This is a genomic window from Enterobacter sp. ECC-219, assembly GCF_043966805.1.
Lineage (GTDB): Bacteria > Pseudomonadota > Gammaproteobacteria > Enterobacterales > Enterobacteriaceae > Enterobacter > Enterobacter cloacae_N.
The window spans coordinates 4,074,185-4,092,466 of sequence record NZ_CP143680.1 but is presented as its reverse complement, the minus strand read 5'-3'; the positions used below and the strand labels follow the sequence as shown (position 1 = coordinate 4,092,466).

The following is an 18,282-nucleotide window of genomic DNA, read 5'->3' as shown; positions in this document are numbered from 1 at the left end:
ACTACAGGCGACCCAGCAGCAGGTGAGTGTTCTGCTCCACGGATGTGAAGCGGGCGGCATTTTATACTCAAATGCCGCTCACATCAATGAAAAGTCCGCTAACCGCGCAATTCATTTGCCCGACGATAGCGGCCTTCATAGTCAAAGACCTTCTCGCGAACCTGCCAGAACTGGCCTTTCTTGCGGGCGACTACGAAGTCGGGGTGGCGCAGCAGCACCTGCTGATGAACGATATCCGCTACGGTTATCCAGCGCAGCGGTACGCCAGGCGTACGGGTATGCGGGCGGATAAACAGCTGCTCAAATGCCGTGCGCTGGGCAGGCGTCTGAACCCTGAACCGTTCGCTGACGTCAGCGCCATCCTCGTCGTAATAGGTGATTTTCAGCCATTCGCCTTTTTCATCCGCGCCGGGCTGCAGCGCCATGCCGGAGCAGCGCAGCACCAGCGCATCTTTCAGCTTCAGCGCCGCTTTCAGCATGTCGTCCGGGTCGACCAGCACCGTGTCGCACTCGCGGCAGCGGCGGGCGGCGATGTCATTTTCGGCGTTGCACTGCGGGCAGTTTTTGAAGCGGAAGCGGAAATCGCACTGCTCGCGATGTCCCTCATCATCTTCAAACCAGCCCTGACAGCGGCGGCCAAAGTGTTCAATCAACGTGCCGTCGGCGGTGGTTTTTCCCCAGAATGTGTTGGCAAAGCCGCAGGCCGGGCAAAACACCTGCACCGGCACGTTGTCGCTTTTGCCTTTCGGCGTGCCCACTTCGGGGGAGTAGAGATCGTGCGGGTTACCCGCGTAATCGAGGATCAGACAGTCGGTTTTGCCCGGCGCCAGTCGCAGGCCGCGGCCGACAATCTGCTGATACAGGCTGACGGATTCGGTTGGGCGCAGAATGGCGATTAGATCGACGTGCGGTGCATCGAAACCGGTAGTCAAGACAGAGACGTTGACCAGATAGCGGAACTGCTGTGCTTTGAAGGCTTCAATCAGCCTGTCGCGCTCCGGACCGGGCGTTTCGCCGGTGATCAGCGCCGCGTCGTTTGCGGGCAGCAATCCGGTAATTTCGCGAGCGTGCTCAACGGTGGCGGCGAAAATCATTACCCCTTTGCGCGTCTGCGCAAATTCTTCGATCTGGCTAATGATATGCGGAGTTATGCGCTTCTGCTTTTTCAGCTCCTGATTGAGGTCAGCTTCGCTGAACAAGCCGTTGCTCTGCGCCTGTAACCGGCTGAAATCATACTGCACCACCGGCATATCCAGCCGCTCGGGCGGCGTCAGGTAGCCGTGCTTAATCATGTAGCGCAGCGGAAGTTCATAGATACAGTCGCTGAACAGCGCTTTCTCGTCGCCGCGCACCATGCCGTGATAATGAAAGCGATAGATCCAGCCTTTGCCCAGGCGAAACGGGGTTGCCGTCAGGCCGAGCAGGCGTAAGTGAGGGTTCACCTCTTTCAGGTGAGTGAGGATTTGCTGATACTGGCTGTCGTCGTCATCGCTGATGCGGTGACACTCGTCGACAATCAGCAGCGAAAACTCGCTGCGGAACAGATCCAGGTTGCGGGCCACGGATTGTACGCTGCCAAAAACCACTTTGCCGTGGCTCTCTTTGCGCTTTAGACCGGCTGCGAAAATATCGGCTTCCAGCCCCAGCGCACAATACTTAGCATGGTTTTGCGAAACCAGCTCTTTGACGTGCGCCAGCACCAGCACGCGACCGCGCGCCAGGCGGGCCAGCTCGGCAATGACCAGGCTCTTGCCTGCACCTGTCGGGAGGACAATGGCCGCCGGTTCCCGGTGTTTACGGAACCAGGCGAGGGTCGCGTCAACGGCTTCCTGCTGATAGGGACGAAGTGTAAAAGTCATGGGGTCTCGGTTTCGTTAATCCGCATATAGTATGCCACGAAACTTTTTCCCTTGAGTGGCGCAACCAGACCATTATACTGAACCGTTCCAGACTGCTTCTTTTTCGGACGCACGGTCCGACTTCCAGCACCATTAAGGCTAAAAAGATTTCATGCGACTTGATAAGTTTATCGCTCAGCAACTTGGCGTAAGCCGCGCTATTGCCGGGCGCGAGATACGCGCCAGCCGCGTTACCGTGGATGGCGACATTGTGAGAGACAGCGCGTTCAAACTGCAACCTGACCATCAGGTGGAGTACGACGGCAATCCGCTGACCCAGCAGCACGGTCCGCGCTATTTCATGCTCAACAAGCCGGAAGGCTACGTCTGCTCAACGGACGATCCGGATCATCCGACGGTGCTCTATTTCCTCGACGAACCGGTGGCGCACAAGCTGCACGCTGCGGGTCGCCTCGATATCGACACCACCGGTCTGGTGCTGATGACCGACGACGGGCAGTGGTCGCATCGCATTACTTCCCCGCGTCACCACTGTGAGAAAACCTATCTGGTCACGCTGGAGTCGCCGGTTGCTGATGACACGGCAGAGCAATTCGCGAAAGGCGTGCAGCTGCATAATGAAAAAGATCTAACTAAACCGGCGGTGCTTGAAGTCATCACCCCGACAGAGGTCCGTCTGACCATCAGCGAAGGGCGTTACCATCAGGTTAAACGTATGTTTGCCGCGGTGGGGAACCACGTTGTGGGCCTGCATCGCGAACGGATTGGTGCGATCGCGCTCGATCCCGACCTTGCGCCAGGCGAATACCGTCCGTTAACGGAAGAAGAGATTGCCAGCGTCGGTCTGCCTTCGCATTAATTTCAGGAGAACTCTGTGACCACCAGGCCACATTCGTCGTTCAAAATTGTCTTCATTCTTGGCCTGCTGGCGATGTTGATGCCGCTGTCTATCGACATGTATCTGCCTGCGCTGCCGGTGATTTCCGCGCAGTTTGGCGTACCTGCAGGCAGCGCTCAGATGACGCTCAGCACCTATATTCTCGGTTTCGCTCTCGGACAGCTTTTATACGGCCCAATGGCCGACAGCCTTGGGCGCAAACCGGTGATTCTGGGCGGGACGCTGGTCTTTGCGGCCGCTGCGGTCGCCTGTGCGCTGGCGCAGAGTATCGATCAGCTGATCGCCATGCGCTTCCTGCACGGGCTGGCCGCTGCCGCTGCGAGCGTGGTGATCAACGCCCTGATGCGCGATATCTACCCGAAGGAAGAGTTCTCCCGCATGATGTCGTTTGTCATGCTGGTGACGACGATTGCGCCGCTGGTGGCCCCGATGGCCGGTGGTGCGGTGCTGGTGTGGTTTAGCTGGCATGCGATTTTCTGGATCCTGGCCCTGGCCGCACTGCTGGCTTCGGCGATGATTTTCTTCTTTATTGATGAAACGCTGCCCGTCGAGCGCCGCCAGAAATTTCATATTCGAACCACGATAGGTAACTTTGCCTCGCTGTTTCGCCACAAGCGGGTGCTGAGCTACATGCTGGCGAGTGGGTTCAGCTTTGCCGGAATGTTCTCCTTCCTGAGCGCCGGGCCGTTTGTCTATATCGAACTGAACCACGTTTCGCCACAGCACTTTGGCTATTATTTTGCGCTCAATATCGTCTTCCTGTTTGTCCTGACCATCATTAACAGCCGCTTTGTCCGGCGGGTGGGTGCGCTGAACATGTTCCGCGCCGGGCTGTGGATTCAGTTTGTGATGGCGGTCTGGCTGGTGGTGAGCGCGTTCCTGGGCGTGGGGTTCTGGGCGCTGGTGATCGGCGTGGCGGCGTTTGTCGGCTGCGTGTCGATGATCTCGTCCAATGCGATGGCGGTGATCCTCGATGAGTTCCCGCACATGGCGGGGACCGCATCGTCACTGGCGGGGACGTTCCGCTTCGGCATCGGCGCTATCGTTGGCGCGTTGCTTTCAATGGCCACCTTTACGACGGCATGGCCGATGCTGTGGGCGATGGCATTTTGCGCAACCAGCTCCGTCCTCTTCTGTCTTTACGCCAGTCGGCCGCGAAAAGCGGCTCGCTAACCACAGAGAAGGCCCGGAAGGGCCTTTTTTGTTGATACACATCAACCAAACCCGCGTTCGTTTATCCCGTGTTTGTTTATTTTATGTAAAATCTATTTATGTAAAAAGTCACATCATTGTATTCAAAAAGGTTGAGTTAGATCGCAGAAACGGGTACATATAGCGCCGACGCGAGCCTCGATACCGATAAAAAAGCGCTGAATAGTGCAGGTTGGCGATGATGTGTTACTATAAATGTAAATAAATTGTGAAGTAAATTTTGCTTCCGGGGAACGAACGTGAATACATTACAACTCTCCATTGTCCATCGCTTGCCCCAGAGCTACCGCTGGTCGGCGGGTTTTGCAGGTTCGAAAGTTGAACCGATTCCGCAAAGCGTCGCGGGCTGTGAGAATTGCCTGGTTGCGCTCAAGCTGCTGAGCCCGAGCGATGAAAATGCGTGGCGGGTGATGGAGCGTCTCAGCCAGGCCCTGACGGATATCGAAGTGGACAGCTCCGTACTGGAGTGCGAAGGGGAGCCGTGCCTGTTTGTGAAAAGCCAGGACGAATTCGCCGCGACCTGCCGTCTGAAAAACTTTGGCGTTGCAATTGCTGAGCCTTTCTCCGGCCAGTATCCGTTTTAAGCGCTAGTCTGCCGCGAGCAGCTGGCGCGTGTAGCTCTGCGTTGGCGCAGTAAATACGCGCTGGCAATCCCCCTGTTCGACCACCTCACCCTGTCGTAGCACAATCACCTGATGGCACAGCGCCCGAACCACCTGCAGATCGTGGCTGATAAAAATGTAGGCCAGCCGGTGCTTTTCCTGTAGCCCTTTCAACAACGCAAGGATCTGCGCCTGTACGGTTCTGTCCAGGGACGAGGTCGGTTCATCCAGAATAATCAGCTCCGGTTTCAGGATCAGCGCGCGGGCAATGGCGATGCGCTGGCGCTGTCCGCCGGAAAATTCCGCAGGGTAGCGGTGGCGGGTCTCGGGATCTAAGCCCACTTCAGCCATGACCCGCATCACCTCCTGTTCCCGCTGCTGCGCGCTCAGCTCAGGCTGATGAACGCGCAGGCCCTCTTCGATAATCTGCAATACGCTGAGGCGTGGGTTAAGCGAGGAGTTGGGATCCTGAAACACCACCTGCATGCGGGGCCGCACGGGCAGCATCTGGCGGCGGTTCCAGCGGTGCAGCGGCATATCGTCAAACAGGATCTCGCCCTCTGAGGCAATTAAGCGCAGCAGCGCCAGACCAGTAGTGCTTTTACCCGAACCGGATTCGCCTACCAGCCCCAGGGATTCACCCGGACGCAGCGAGAAGCGGATATTTTTCAGGACCGGATTCTGGTCGACGATGCGCCGCAGAATGCCTTTGCGGATCGGGAACGAGACGGATAAATCATCAACGCGCAGCAGCGGTGTGCTGTCTGCCGCGAGTGGCACCGGGTCGCCGGAAGGCTCGCTGTCGAGCAGGCGCTGCGTATAGGGGTGCTGCGGGGCGTTCAGCAGCGTGGATGCGATATTCTGTTCAACGCAGCGTCCGTTTTGCATTACCGCAACGCTGTCGGCCAGCTTTTTCACGATGCTCAGGTTGTGCGTGATAAACAGCAGGCTCATGTTCAGCTCGTCACGCAGCTCCCGCAGCAGCGTCAGAATTTGCGCCTGCACCGTTACGTCCAGCGCCGTCGTCGGCTCGTCGGCAATCAGCAGCTCTGGCCGGGTGAGCAGGGCCATGGCGATCATCACCCGCTGGCGTTCGCCGCCGGAGAGCTGGTGCGGAAAATCATTCAGCCGTTTGGCCGCGTTGCGTATGCCTGTCCGTTCCAGACAATCCAGCATTTCGCCCCGCGCGGCCTCTTTGCGCATGCCCCGGTGCAGAGAGAGCACTTCATAGAGCTGTTTTTCCAGGGTATGCAGCGGGTTGAGAGAGACCATCGGCTCCTGGAAGATCATGGCGATTTTATTGCCGCGGATCCCGCGCAGGGTTTGCTCATCCGCGTGCAGCAGCGAAGTGCCGTGAAACAGAATATCCCCTTGCGGGTAGCTCACCGGCGGAGAAGGCAGCAGACGCAGGATGGAGAGCGCCGAAACGCTCTTGCCTGAGCCGGATTCACCCACCAGCGCCAGCGTTTCACCGCGCTGGATCTGCAGCGACAGGTCAGTGACTACGGTCCGCGTCTCGCCCTGCTTTGAGAAGGCAATCGACAGGTTATCAATACTGAGAAGAGGCTGCGTCATCTTATACCGCCTTGTTGGGATCGAAGGCATCGCGTACGGCTTCGCCGATAAAAATCAGCAGCGAAAGCAGCACGGCCACGGAAAGAAAGGCGGTGATGCCCAGCCACGGAGCCTGCAGGTTGTTCTTGCCCTGCAACAGCAGTTCGCCGAGCGACGGCGACCCCAGCGGCAGGCCGAAGCCCAGAAAGTCCAGCGAGGTGAGGGTGGTGATGGAGCTGCACAGAATAAACGGCAGGAAGGTGAGCGTTGCTACAACGGCGTTAGGCAGCATATGGCGGAAGATGATTCCCCGGTCGCTCACTCCAAGCGCCTGCGCGGCGCGGATATAGTCGAAATTACGGGTGCGCAGAAACTCTGCCCGCACCACGCCTACCAGCGCCATCCAGCCAAACAGAACGGTGATGCCCAGCAGCCACCAGAAGCTCGGCTGCACCACGCTGGAAAGCAGGATAATCAGAAACAGCGTTGGCATACCAGACCAGACTTCGATGATACGCTGACCCCACAGGTCAATTTTCCCGCCGTAGTAGCCCTGAACGGCGCCGGCCACCACGCCCATTACGCTGGAGAAGATCGTCAGCATCAGCCCAAAGAGAATAGAAATCCGCGTACCGTAGAGAATGCGCGCCAGCACGTCGCCGCCGTTAGCGTCCGTCCCCAGCCAGTTTTGCGCAGAGGGCGGAGAAGGGAAGGGGGTCGTGGTCGCGAAGTTAATGCTGTTGGCACCAAAGCGCACCGGCGCCCAAAGGGCCCAGCCGTGCTGTTCGATCTGCTGGCGCAGCCACGGATCCTGATACTCCGCCGGCGTCGCAAACGGGCCGCCGAAGTCGCTTTCACTGTAGTTAGCCAGTACCGGCACATACCAGCGGTCGTTAAAGTGCACCAGCAACGGTTTGTCGTTGGCGATCAGCTCCGAACACATGCTCAGGACAAACAGGACGGCAAAAATCCACAGCGACCAGTAGCCGCGGCGGTTATGGCGAAAACGGGCCCAGCGGGCCTGGTTAACGGGGCTTAAACGCGGCATCAGCGGCCCTCAAAATCAATTCGGGGATCGACCAGCGTATAGCTGATATCACTGACGATATTCAGCAGCAGGCCAATCAGGGTGAAAATATAGAGCGTGCCAAACATTACCGGATAATCGCGCGACACGGTGGCTTCGTAGCCCAGCAGGCCGAGACCGTTAAGCGAGAACATCACCTCAATCAGCAGCGAGCCGGTAAAAAACATGCTGATGAACGTGGCCGGAAACCCGGCAATCACCAGCAGCATGGCGTTGCGGAAGACGTGTTTCCACATAATTTGCTTCTCGCTGACCCCTTTGGCGCGGGCGGTCACGACATACTGCTTGCGAATTTCATCGAGAAACGCGTTTTTGGTCAACATGGTCAGGGCGGCAAACCCGCCGATCACCGTTGCCAGAACCGGCAGCGTGATATGCCAGAGATAGTCGGTGATTTTCTGGTACCACGGCAGCGTGCTGAAATCGGCGGAGACCAGCCCCCGCAGCGGGAAGATGTCGAAGTAGCTGCCCCCGGCAAAAAAGACGATCAGCAGGACGGCAAACAAAAACGCCGGAATAGCATAGCCGATGATGATAAAAGTGCTGCTCCAGATATCGAAGCGGCTGCCGTTATGCACCGCTTTACGGATCCCAAGCGGTATAGAGACCAGATAGATAATCAGCGTCCCCCACAGCCCCAGCGTGACCGAAACCGGCAGGCTTTGCTTGATCAACGTTAACACGGACGCACTGCGGAACAGGCTATCGCCAAAATCAAAGCGGATATAATCCCAGAGCATCTTGAAATAGCGCTCGTGAATTGGCTTATCAAAGCCGTAGCGATGGGTGATCTCGGCGATCACCTCAGGATCCAGCCCGCGCCCGCCGCGGTAGTGGCTTTCACTGATATTCCCCACGCCGGTGCGCGCATGGCTCGCGCCCATGCCTTCTCCGCCGCCGCCGGGCATGCCGCCGCTATTGCCAAACTCAATGGCGGCAATAGCCTGATCGACCGGGCCGCCAGGAGCTATTTGCACGATAAAAAAGTTAATGGTGATAATGGCCCACAGCGTGGGAATGACCAGCAGAAGACGGCGTATTAAATAGGCACCCATGATAATTCCTTATCGCCGCTCGGCGGGCAGTCTGGCGGCTTTATTTACGTCATACCACCAGGTGTCAAAGCCCAGCGAATAGACAGGGCGCACGGCAGGCACGGAGAACTTGTCCCAGCGTGCAAGCCGGTCTTCGCCCATATACCACATCGGTAGCATGTAGTAGTTCCAGGTTAAGACCCTGTCGAGGGCGCGACCGAGCGGCAGAAGTTTTTCTTTATCGCCCTGCGCCGCCACAATTTTCGCAATCAGGGCATCAATCGCCGGGCTTTTTACCCCGGGGGCATTGTAGGACGAGTCGATGTAGCTGGAGGCCCAGGAGATTTGCAGGTCCGAGCTGGGCCACGGCTGCGCGGGCCACAGGCGCTGCATCATGTCGTAATCACGGCTGCGCATGCGGTTGGTGATCTGCGCGTTATCAACCTGACGAATATTCATGGTGATCCCCAGCCGCGCAAGGTTGTGTTTAAACGGCAGCACCCACTGATCGTTGCCGCCGGAGGAGAGCAGCAGTTCAAAGCTTAAAGGCTTGCCGGTTTTCGCATCGACGCGCTTCTGATTCTTCAGCTGCCAGCCTGCCTCATCCAGCAGCTTGCTGGCCTTCAGCAGATTGTCGCGGTCGTACCCGTCCCCTTTTGAAGCGGGCGGCTGAAACACCGTGGTAAACACCTCCGGCGGCACGTCCGCTTTCAGCGGCGCCAGCAGGACCAGTTCGTCGGCTTTCGGGTAATCCCGCGCGGCATATTCGGTGTTCTGGAAATAGCTGTTCGCACGGCTGTACGCCCCGTAAAAAAGCGCTTTGTTCATCCATTCAAAATCAAAGGCCAGGGAAATCGCTTCCCGAACGCGGCGGTCTGTAAATACCGGGCGCTGAATATTAAATGCCAGCCAGCGCGTGTCCTGGGCGGATTCGTTTTTATGCTCGTCTTTCACGATGTAGCCTTTCGTGAAGTTTTTGCCGATATAGCGGGTCGCCCAGTTTTTGGCGCTGCTCTCCACGCGTAAATCGAATGCGCCGGCCTTGAAGGCTTCAAACGCCACGTTATCGTCGAGGTAGTAGTCATAGCGAAGGGTGTCGAAATTCCAGCGCCCGCGGTTTACCGGCAGGTTAGCCGCCCAGTAGTCTTTCACGCGGGAATAGACCACGTACTGTCCCATGCGCCAGTCGGTAATGCGGTAAGGGCCGCCAGCCAGCGGTGGCGTGGAGAGCGGGTCGCTTAACTTATGGCTTTTCCAGAACGATTCAGGCATAACCGGCAGCGAGAACAGGCTGAGCATATTCTCTTTGTTCGGTTCGCTCAGCTCAATGCGTACGGTGAGCGGCGCAATGGCGCGCACCGTTGTGCCTTTATACACAATGCGGAACTGGGGAACGCCTTCGGTCATAAATTTATGAAACGTAAAGGCCACGTCGCTGGCCCTGACCGGCGTGCCGTCGTGAAAGCGGGCCCGGGGGTTTAGGGTAATTTCGGCCCAGGCGAAGTTATCCGCGTAGCGCACGTTATCGGCAATCAGCGGGTAGTAGCTGCCGGGCTCATCATCAGACGTCACAAAAAGCGTGTCGTAGAGTGATTCCGTTCGCGCCGCGGCCACCCCGCGCAGGGCGAAGCGGTTAAAGTTGTCGAACGTTCCCGTCGCCGAGAGCGTGACCTTTCCACCCTTAGGGGCGGCAGGATTGACGTAATCGAAGTGCGTAAAATTGACCGCGTATTTGGGCTCGCCAATCACGGCGAACGCGATGTTCTCTTTGATGGTTTGCGCCTGGCTGGACAGGCTCACTACTGCCAACCAAAGCAACATAAAGCGCATAAACATCTCGCGGCGGCTCCCTCTTTTACAGACCGGCTCAGTAAAGCTGAATAATAAGTGACGCCACCGGCAATGTGAAATTATTCACCGTCAGGCGACAGCGTATTTTGCCACGTGCGGAACTGCTCCAGCGGCATCGGGCGGCTAATCCAGTACCCCTGCAGGTAATTAACCCCATGCTCGCGCAGCCAGGCCGCCTGTTCCGGCGTTTCCACCCCTTCCGCAACGGTCGACATATTCAGTCGTCTTGCCAGCGTCAGTACGGCATCCAGCACCGGGGAGGTCACGGTTTCTGTGCCAATGGCGTTGACGAAACCACGGTCGATTTTCAGGTAGTCCATGGTGAAATGTTCAAGATAAATCAACGCGCTGTGGCCGGTGCCGAAATCGTCGATGGCAATTTCAAACCCTTCGTTATGCAGCCATTCGAAGAGGCTGTTAGCTTCCCGATGGTTAAGCATGTCGCGCTCGGTAATTTCCAGTACGATCTGGAAGTAATCAGGCGGTAGCAGGGCTTTGAAGGTGCGCATATCGTCTTTGAAGCTTTCCGCATGCAGATGCCCCGGCGCGATATTAATGCCCACTTTCGCACCCGGCGGCAGCACGGTCTGTAACACTGGCGCATCGTGAATAATCAGGTCAAAAAGATGCAGCGTCAGCGGGACAATCAGCTTCTGCGCTTCGGCAAAATTGATAAAAGCGTCCGGCGGGATCTCACCCATGGTCGGGTGCTTCCAGCGCATCAGGACTTCAAGCCCGGTCATCCTGAGCGATTTGGCATCGACAACGGGCTGATAAACCACATAGAACTGGCCGCGCTTGATGGCGCTCAGAATTTCTTTGCCCGGGTTGAGGCGCGTGGTAAGGATGTAGAAGTTCAGCGACCCTGCCGCAATCCCGCATACCAGCCCGAAGAACAGGGCGTAAAGTATCTCATCGCTCGTCCACTCCTCGGCGTACAGGTTGATGGTCAGAGGAACGTCTTTGAGCGTCGCGGTGCGCGCGGGCGTCTCGTGTAAATCCTGCGCCCTGACGAGGGTGCTCGATCTGGTGGATAACGCATTGTCGCCGATGATAATCGCGATACCCGCAAACTCGTCCTGACGCGCGGTATAAAGCAGGTACGGCGTCAGGTTAAGATTCACTGAGGTGAATACGCCGCCGTCTTTCACGAGCGGGTTACGATACCAGATGGCAATCGCGGGTTTATTGGGCAGCATGGGGGTGCCGGGGAGCAGCGCGACATCAACCTGCTTGTTGATGTGCAGCTCGGGTATCAGCTCCTCCATCGGGGCATTCATTGGCCCTGTGGCTGACGAGCAGAACGCCATTTTGTCTCTGACCAGCAGGAAGGCACGCACGTTGAGGCTGAAGGCTGCGCGCGAGGTTAGCTCCGCGTTAACGTCATGGCAATTATTGAGCGTGAGCGGCTGGAGCACGTCGATCGAGGCTTTTAGCTCGTCAAAATAGCTATCCATGTAGATGCTCACATCCTTAATCAGCGTATCGAATCGAATTTCCCGCTTGTGGTAGCTCCAGAGAAATTGCAACGAACCCAGGAGCAGGGCGGCAATCAGGCCGGTAATGATACTGAGGATCAGTATCTTTCGATGACTGGAAAAGTAGCGGGTGAGCATAAACGTCGTGGTTCCTGAATTGCCGCTGATAGTATTCATTGTAACGGGCAAAAAAAAACACCGCCGAAGCAGTGCTTTTTTTTATTGTATCGCCAGCCAAGGGATAACCAACGATACAATCATCATATTAACTGCGGGTCAGTACGCGTCGCGCTTCGTTGTAGCGCTTCTTCCAGTACGGTTCATTCATGCTGGAAATAGTCACACCGCTGCTGGTGGAGGCATGTACAAACTGGTCGTTACCAATGTAGATACCCACGTGTCGACCTGTCGAACCCGCACGGAACAGAACTAAATCGCCGGTGCGCAGTTTGGAACGTGAAATCGACTTGCCCATCTCCTGCTGTTCATAGGTCGAACGCGGAAGGTCTAACCCAAATTGTTCACGGAACGTACGCTGTACAAAACTGGAACAATCAATGCCTTTTTTGGTGCTGCCGCCAAGACGGTAACGCACGCCTTTCCAGTCAGCATACTGGTCCATAATGCGGGACTTCACGTCCAGATTACGTACCATATTTTCAAATTCATCCTGAGAGGCTTGCAGTGATGAGGCGTCTTCCATTCCCACAACACGCGTCTCAGGATGCATATTCTTTGCGGTGTTCGATGTACTACATGCAGATAACAGTACCGCGACTGCTATCGCCGGGATCCCCCGTAAGATATATCTCAGAAACGGTTGAGATTTGACCATTTTGTTTATTTTCCCTTGAAGTCCTTAACGACAAATATCGTTATAAAAATGCCAAACGTGACGAGACTAATTATCTGTTCACAATGAGACAATTGTTTCTGGCGACATTTGTGGCGCAGCGCACAAAATTATTCACCATGGAAATAATTATCCCTATGGGGCAAAACGAGTTCGAGATTAACCGATTGCCTGGGGTATTGCGAGTAAAAAAAGCCTTTTTTTTATAAGAAATTGTGATACAGAAAGTAAAAATCCGTAAATGCTCAAAATAGCGGCAGATCCATAGCGTAATCGCGCAATTGCTTCATTTTTATCATGAATACGATGACGAGAATATGACAGCGAGGAAGGATCGTGGGAAGCGCTCTATCAGGGATCGCTATGATCCCCGAGCGTTAACGTTAAAAGATGTTGATTATTTGTTTAATACTTGTTGCTTTCTGCGCGGGAGGTGGCGATCGAAAACAGCAATCAGGCGATCGCTCAACGGCGTCATCAAAACCCACGGCAGACCAATCAGCACCGCGGAAAGGGAACCCACAACAATATCAGTTAGCCAGTGAGCGCCGATCATTACGCGCGGAAAGGCAAATATCACCACAATAAGCAGGGCAATAGCGAACGCTTTCTTGCCGAAATAGCGCAGCATGAACCCAGAGAAAATAAGCAGCATCATGCCGTGATCGCCCGGGAAACTGTCTTTCGACGCATCTTTTGTTGGAATATGCAGCAATTCACTCACGCGATAAATATTCGGGAAAGAGAGCGAAGGACTTGCACGTTTTACCGGCATCAGATGTTGCGCCAGCTGATTAACGATCACCGCGGTCAGAAGCATCACCAGTCCGATAATCAGGATACGGCGACGCCCTGAATAATCCTCTTTGAGCCAGAAAGAGAGCATCAGGCAGCCCATGGCCAGCAGGGAAAAGCCGTCAAAGGCGCGGTTGTTGGTGATCGCCACCAGCCACAGGAAGGCGTCGCTCTTCACCAGCCCCTGGTTGAAGAAATGAAACAGGGATGAATCCAGCGGGAACCAGAAACCGTGATTCACCGGGATATACCAGGAGAAGAAAAGCGCCAGACCGGCGACATTAAGCAGTAATATCAGGGGAATTCGAGTCGTCATAACGTTCTGCATAGAGTGAAAACTAGGGCAACGTTAGCCGCCCGAACTTAAACGAAGCTTCAACAGGCTGGACTGCAGGGCATTCCAGTCGGCGTTAACCGCACTAATTAACTCTATTCGGCTGTCAGGCGGCGCGACGTTTTGCGTTTCGATAAAGAAATCGTCGCCCTGGCGGTTGATCCTTACCAGCCCGTCTGGCGTGCGCATAATCCCTTTCACGCGGTCGACCGGCGCAAGCCTGGCCCACTCAAGGATGCCAATGGTATCGAAAACGGTATCGGCATCGAAAATCCATCCGCAGGCCTGATACCCCTGACCGCTGTTCAGATTACGACGCCAGCGCTGATGTTCCGGCAGGCTAAGCGCGGCCAGGCCCTGTTTTGCAGGATGGTGATGCGCATGCTCCGCGCTGGCCGGAAGTTCCGTCAGATTCAGGCGAGGAAGATCCAGCAGGGCGCTGTCAATATTCCCCTGGGTGGTCTGCACCCGCGTTCGATTGCCGCCGAAATGTTGCCACCACGCGTCCAGCGCGGCCTGGCTTTCCGGCGTGGCGCGATCTTCTTTGTTGGCGACGATAACGTCTGCTGAGGCAAGCTGATCGCGGAAATTTTCATTGGCCACCGCTTTTTCATCCAGAAGCTGACGCGGATCGAGCAGGCAAAGCGTGGCGCGCAGATCGATCCACGGCTCGTAAACCGGGGCGGTCAGTAAATCGAGGATCTGCTTCGGGTGGCCCAGACCGGTGGGTTCAATCAGCAGGCGGTCCGGTTTACCCTGACGCAGCAGCGTATTGAGACCCACCTGCATCGGCAGGCCGTTTACGCAGCACATGCATCCGCCGGGGATCTCTTTAATCATCGCGCCGCTGGATGAAAGCAACGCGCCATCAATGCCCACCTCGCCGAATTCATTGACCAACACGGCCCATTTCTCTGCGGGATCTTTATTTGCCAGCAGATGAAGGATTGAGGTGGTTTTACCGCTGCCGAGAAAACCGGTGATGAGGTTGGTTTTGGTCACGTGCGCTCCGCAAGAGAATTGTGATGCTATAACACTATGCTCTTATCCTGGCGAAAAACGGGCGCAATGAGAAGGGGAAGGGCGAACGGAGGCGATATCCGTTCGCATTAAGCGCAATAATCGCTAAAGATTTAACGTTTCTATAACAGCCTGACGTGCGCCACGGCGGGCGATGCGCTGGTAGGCCTGGCTGACAGCCTCTACAAAGACGCTATTCTGCGCGAGATCGTGACCAAATACCTCACTTAGCCCCAGCAGCGCGTGGACGCGATCGGTATCGCTGCTGGCGTCGACAATCGCGCGAATTTTATCGCTGAGGGGATCGCGAACGTCAATCGCGTTGCCGCGTTCGTCGAACCCGCTGACGTAGCGCATCCAGCCGGCGACGCCCAGCGCCAGCAGCGGCCATGCTGTTTTACGCTCAAGGTGGACGCGGATCCCATCCAGCATCCGCTGCGGCAGCTTCTGGCTGCCGTCCATCGCGATTTGCCATGTACGGTGCTGTAGCGCCGGGTTAGCAAAACGCTCAATCAGACTGTCGGCGTAAGCCTTCAGGTCGACATCCTTTATGCGCAGCGTGGGTGCCTGCTCATCCAGCATTAACCGGCGGGCGGCTTCGCGGAAGGTGGTGTCTTCCATACATTCATTAATATGCGCGTACCCGGCAAGATACCCAAGATACGCCAGGAAAGAGTGGCTGCCGTTGAGCATGCGTAATTTCATCTGCTCCCATGGCAGAACGTCCTGCACCATCTGAACGCCTGCGGCTTCCCACTCAGGACGTCCGGCGACGAAATTATCTTCCACTACCCACTGAATGAACGGTTCGCAGCTGATGGCGCACGGATCGTCAACCCCGAGCGCGTCGGCGATTTCCCTGAGCGAGGCCTCCGTCGCGGCGGGAACAATTCTGTCGACCATCGTTCCCGGAAAACTCACGTGGCCTTCGATCCACTCCGCCAGCGCGGGAGAACGCTTTTGCGCCATGCCGAGCACCGCGTTTTTCACTACGTGGCCGTTGTCCGGGATATTGTCACAGGAAAGCACGGTAAACGCAGGCAAGCCGCGCTCGCGGCGGCGATTGAGGGCTTCGACCAGGATCCCCGGTGCGGAATGCGGTTCAGCGGGGTTTTCGAGGTCGTGAAGGATCCGGGCGTTTTGCAGATCCAGCTTACCGGTCGCGGGATCGATGCAGTAGCCTTTCTCCGTAATGGTGAGTGACACAATCGCCACCTGCGGCTCACAGAATTTCTCAATAATAGCGGGAAGAGAGTCCAGCTTTGCGTTCAAACATTCATGTACGGCTCCGACAACAATCGGCTGATTTCCTTCCGCGCCTTTCTCGAGCACGGTAAACAGGTGATCCTGGGCGCGCAGCTGGCTCATCAGCACATCGCCGCTGAACAGGCTAATCTCACAAATCCCCCAGTCGCCGCCTTTTTCATTCAGTACCCGGTTTGTTAACAATGCCTGGTGCGCGCGGTGAAACGCACCGAAGCCAAAATGGACGATGCGGGAGCGCAGTTGCTGACGATCGTAGCGCGGTTGCTGAACCTGGGCGGGAAGGGCGGTGGAGGCAATTGTCTTCATGAGATACACACCTGATTAACCATTAATTAACAATGCCAGTGTAAAGTTATATGACAGCAAATAAAATTGGTGAGCCGTAAATATCCCCGTTCTGTGAGTTTGATCAATCAATGTGTGGCGGTATGTTGACCCTTTACGGTAAACATGTATGGTAGTCGTCATTGCAGTACCCCCTATTGGTATAACAACTTGAGAGGAAGAGGCAATGGAACAAACCTGGCGTTGGTACGGGCCGAACGATCCGGTTTCTCTTGATGATGTGCGTCAGGCTGGCGCAACGGGTGTCGTTACGGCGCTGCATCACATTCCTAACGGCCAGGTCTGGCCGGTTGAGGAAATTCAGCAGCGTCAGGCGCTGCTGGCGGAGAAAGGATTAACCTGGTCTGTGGTAGAGAGCATTCCGGTTCACGAAGATATCAAAACCCATTCCGGTGAATACCAGACCTGGATTGCGAACTATCAGCAGAGCATTCGCAACCTGGCGGCCTGCGGCATTGATACGGTTTGCTATAACTTCATGCCTATTCTGGACTGGACGCGTACCGACCTTGAATATCAGATGCCGGACGGCTCGAAAGCGCTGCGTTTCGACCAGATTGCCTTTGCGGCATTCGAGCTGCATATTCTGAAACGTCCCGGTGCCGACGCGGATTACACCGCTGAAGAGCAGCAGCAGGCGCTCGCGTGGTTTAACGCTGCCAGTGACGCAGATATCGAAAAGCTGACCCGTAATATTATTGCGGGCCTGCCGGGGGCTGAAGAGGGCTACACGCTGGATCAGTTCCGCGCGCGTCTGGCGGAATACGGCGATATTGATAAGCAGCAGCTGCGTGAAAACATGGCGTATTTCCTGCGCGCTATCGTGCCGGTAGCGGAAGAGGCCGGCGTACGTCTGGCGGTGCACCCGGACGATCCGCCGCGTCCTATTCTCGGCCTGCCGCGCATTGTTTCTACCATTGAAGATATGCAGTGGCTGAAAGAGACGGTAAACAGCATCTATAACGGCTTTACCATGTGTACCGGCTCCTACGGGGTGCGCGCGGATAACGACCTGGTGCGGATGATTGAAACCTTCGGGGATCGTATCCACTTCACGCACCTGCGTGCGACCTGCCGTGAGGAGAATCCAAAGACCTTCCACGAGGCGGCGCACCTGGGCGGCGACGTGAATATGGTGGCGGTGGTCGACGCTATCCTGGCGGAAGAGGCACGTCGCAAGCAGGCAGGCGATGTACGTCCTATTCCGTTCCGCCCGGATCACGGGCATCAAATGCTGGACGATCTGCGTAAGAAAACCAACCCGGGCTATTCGGCGATTGGCCGCCTGAAGGGGATGGCGGAAGTGCGCGGGGTTGAGCTGGCGCTGAAGATGACGAAGTATCCGGAGCTTCTGTAAGCTCTGTTGCCCGGTGGCGCTGCGCTTACCGGGCCTACAAAAAACCGGCCTGAGAGCCGGTTTTTGTATTTTTGTAGGTCGGGTAAGGCGAAGCCGCCACCCGACAAATGCCATAATCAGTCAGCACGACCCATATAGCGTTTTTCTTCGATATGGATGCGGATCTTCTCGCCAGCGGAGAGGTATTCCGGTACCTGCACAACCAGGCCGGTGGTCAGGGTCGCTGGTTTGTTGCGGGCACTTGCTGACGCGCCTTTAATGCCCGGTGCGGTTTCAACGATTTCCAGATCGACGGTCTGCGGCAGTTCCAGCGCCAGCAGCACGCCGTCCCAGGTCAGCACCTGCATGTCTGGCATCCCGCCTTCAGGGATAAACAGCAGTTCCTCTTCAATCTGATCTTTGGTGAAGATATACGGGGTGTAATCTTCTTTATCCATGAACACGTACTCGTTACCGTCGACGTAGGAGAAATCAACGTAGCGACGGGTCAGGGTCACGGTATCGACAATATCGTCACCTTTAAAACGTTCTTCCACCTTCAGGCCGGTACGCACATCGGCGAAACGCATTTTGTACAGCGTCGCTGCACCACGGGCGCTCGGTGCCTGAATGTCGATGTCTTTCACAATCAGCAGTTTGCCGTTGTAATTCAGTACCATACCTTTCTTAATTTCGTTCGCTCTTGGCATTGCAGTAATCCTGTCTACGGGAGGTAAAAAATATCGCGCCAAATTACT

At 56.1% G+C, this 18,282-nt stretch carries 15 protein-coding genes; 4 read left to right on the top strand and 11 right to left on the bottom strand.

What is annotated here, in order from left to right:
• Window positions 1-98 precede the first annotated feature (98 nt).
• Entirely contained in the window at window positions 99-1,859 is a 1,761-nt protein-coding gene (locus V1603_RS19415) for a DEAD/DEAH box helicase (protein WP_233002571.1), read from the bottom strand.
• A 151-nt stretch (window positions 1,860-2,010) separates the two neighbouring features.
• On the opposite strand from V1603_RS19415, the gene rsuA reads away from it, so the two are divergent.
• From rsuA to V1603_RS19400, 3 genes are all read left to right on the top strand, one after another.
• Window positions 2,011-2,718 (top strand): 16S rRNA pseudouridine(516) synthase RsuA, encoded by a 708-nt coding sequence (gene rsuA, locus V1603_RS19410; RefSeq protein WP_233002572.1) that lies wholly within the window; start codon window positions 2,011-2,013, stop codon window positions 2,716-2,718.
• Between the two features lie 15 nt (window positions 2,719-2,733).
• Window positions 2,734-3,930, top strand: a complete 1,197-nt coding sequence (locus tag V1603_RS19405) for a Bcr/CflA family multidrug efflux MFS transporter (protein WP_166711837.1) — start codon at window positions 2,734-2,736, stop codon at window positions 3,928-3,930.
• 278 nt (window positions 3,931-4,208) lie between these two features.
• A complete protein-coding gene (locus V1603_RS19400; RefSeq protein WP_028013883.1) occupies window positions 4,209-4,553 on the top strand; it encodes a YejG family protein in 345 nt (114 codons plus the stop codon).
• 3 nt (window positions 4,554-4,556) lie between these two features.
• On the opposite strand, the gene yejF is transcribed toward V1603_RS19400, so the two are convergent.
• The 9 genes from yejF to V1603_RS19355 all read right to left on the bottom strand — a co-directional run bounded on the left by yejF (window position 4,557) and on the right by V1603_RS19355 (window position 16,149).
• On the bottom strand, window positions 4,557-6,146 hold the full coding sequence (gene yejF / locus V1603_RS19395) for a microcin C ABC transporter ATP-binding protein YejF (RefSeq protein WP_395313111.1): 1,590 nt from the start codon (window positions 6,144-6,146) through the stop codon (window positions 4,557-4,559).
• Between the two features lies 1 nt (window position 6,147).
• Window positions 6,148-7,173: an ABC transporter permease gene (locus tag V1603_RS19390; RefSeq protein ID WP_116338655.1), complete on the bottom strand. Its 1,026-nt coding sequence runs from the start codon at window positions 7,171-7,173 to the stop codon at window positions 6,148-6,150.
• Entirely contained in the window at window positions 7,173-8,267 is a 1,095-nt protein-coding gene (locus tag V1603_RS19385) for a microcin C ABC transporter permease YejB (RefSeq protein WP_116338657.1), read from the bottom strand. The genes V1603_RS19390 and V1603_RS19385 overlap by 1 nt, the downstream gene beginning before the upstream one ends.
• Window positions 8,268-8,276: 9 nt before the next feature.
• A complete protein-coding gene (locus V1603_RS19380) occupies window positions 8,277-10,082 on the bottom strand; it encodes an extracellular solute-binding protein (RefSeq protein ID WP_116338659.1) in 1,806 nt (601 codons plus the stop codon).
• Between the two features lie 74 nt (window positions 10,083-10,156).
• Entirely contained in the window at window positions 10,157-11,713 is a 1,557-nt protein-coding gene (locus tag V1603_RS19375; RefSeq protein ID WP_163330249.1) for a cyclic di-GMP phosphodiesterase, read from the bottom strand.
• A 127-nt stretch (window positions 11,714-11,840) separates the two neighbouring features.
• Window positions 11,841-12,410: a bifunctional murein DD-endopeptidase/murein LD-carboxypeptidase gene (gene mepS, locus V1603_RS19370; protein ID WP_116338663.1), complete on the bottom strand. Its 570-nt coding sequence runs from the start codon at window positions 12,408-12,410 to the stop codon at window positions 11,841-11,843.
• A 415-nt stretch (window positions 12,411-12,825) separates the two neighbouring features.
• Complete coding sequence (locus tag V1603_RS19365; RefSeq protein WP_163330248.1) at window positions 12,826-13,539, bottom strand: phosphatase PAP2 family protein; 714 nt, start codon at window positions 13,537-13,539, stop codon at window positions 12,826-12,828.
• Window positions 13,540-13,572: 33 nt separating this feature from the next.
• Complete coding sequence (locus V1603_RS19360) at window positions 13,573-14,559, bottom strand: GTP-binding protein (protein WP_163330247.1); 987 nt, start codon at window positions 14,557-14,559, stop codon at window positions 13,573-13,575.
• 123 nt (window positions 14,560-14,682) lie between these two features.
• Window positions 14,683-16,149 carry a mannitol dehydrogenase family protein gene (locus V1603_RS19355; RefSeq protein ID WP_395313110.1) on the bottom strand — a complete coding sequence of 489 codons (1,467 nt, stop codon included), beginning with the start codon at window positions 16,147-16,149 and terminating at the stop codon, window positions 14,683-14,685.
• Between the two features lie 205 nt (window positions 16,150-16,354).
• Between V1603_RS19355 and uxuA the strand changes: the two genes are divergently transcribed.
• Window positions 16,355-17,545 (top strand): mannonate dehydratase, encoded by a 1,191-nt coding sequence (gene uxuA / locus V1603_RS19350; RefSeq protein ID WP_163330245.1) that lies wholly within the window; start codon window positions 16,355-16,357, stop codon window positions 17,543-17,545.
• Between the two features lie 116 nt (window positions 17,546-17,661).
• Here the strand turns inward: uxuA and yeiP are convergent, their stop codons facing one another.
• Complete coding sequence (gene yeiP / locus V1603_RS19345; protein WP_014884579.1) at window positions 17,662-18,234, bottom strand: elongation factor P-like protein YeiP; 573 nt, start codon at window positions 18,232-18,234, stop codon at window positions 17,662-17,664.
• Window positions 18,235-18,282: the final 48 nt, after the last annotated feature.

What these genes read in the sequence shown, in the direction of transcription:
- V1603_RS19415 (WP_233002571.1), bottom strand. Translation starts at nt 1,859, where the DNA reads ATGACTTTTACACTTCGTCCCTATCAGCAGGAAGCCGTTGACGCGACC.
- rsuA (WP_233002572.1), top strand. Translation starts at nt 2,011, where the DNA reads ATGCGACTTGATAAGTTTATCGCTCAGCAACTTGGCGTAAGCCGCGCT.
- yejF (WP_395313111.1), bottom strand. Translation starts at nt 6,146, where the DNA reads ATGACGCAGCCTCTTCTCAGTATTGATAACCTGTCGATTGCCTTCTCA.
- V1603_RS19390 (WP_116338655.1), bottom strand. Translation starts at nt 7,173, where the DNA reads ATGCCGCGTTTAAGCCCCGTTAACCAGGCCCGCTGGGCCCGTTTTCGC.
- V1603_RS19385 (WP_116338657.1), bottom strand. Translation starts at nt 8,267, where the DNA reads ATGGGTGCCTATTTAATACGCCGTCTTCTGCTGGTCATTCCCACGCTG.
- V1603_RS19380 (WP_116338659.1), bottom strand. Translation starts at nt 10,082, where the DNA reads ATGTTTATGCGCTTTATGTTGCTTTGGTTGGCAGTAGTGAGCCTGTCC.
- V1603_RS19375 (WP_163330249.1), bottom strand. Translation starts at nt 11,713, where the DNA reads ATGCTCACCCGCTACTTTTCCAGTCATCGAAAGATACTGATCCTCAGT.
- mepS (WP_116338663.1), bottom strand. Translation starts at nt 12,410, where the DNA reads ATGGTCAAATCTCAACCGTTTCTGAGATATATCTTACGGGGGATCCCG.
- V1603_RS19365 (WP_163330248.1), bottom strand. Translation starts at nt 13,539, where the DNA reads ATGACGACTCGAATTCCCCTGATATTACTGCTTAATGTCGCCGGTCTG.
- V1603_RS19355 (WP_395313110.1), bottom strand. Translation starts at nt 16,149, where the DNA reads ATGAAGACAATTGCCTCCACCGCCCTTCCCGCCCAGGTTCAGCAACCG.
- uxuA (WP_163330245.1), top strand. Translation starts at nt 16,355, where the DNA reads ATGGAACAAACCTGGCGTTGGTACGGGCCGAACGATCCGGTTTCTCTT.
- yeiP (WP_014884579.1), bottom strand. Translation starts at nt 18,234, where the DNA reads ATGCCAAGAGCGAACGAAATTAAGAAAGGTATGGTACTGAATTACAAC.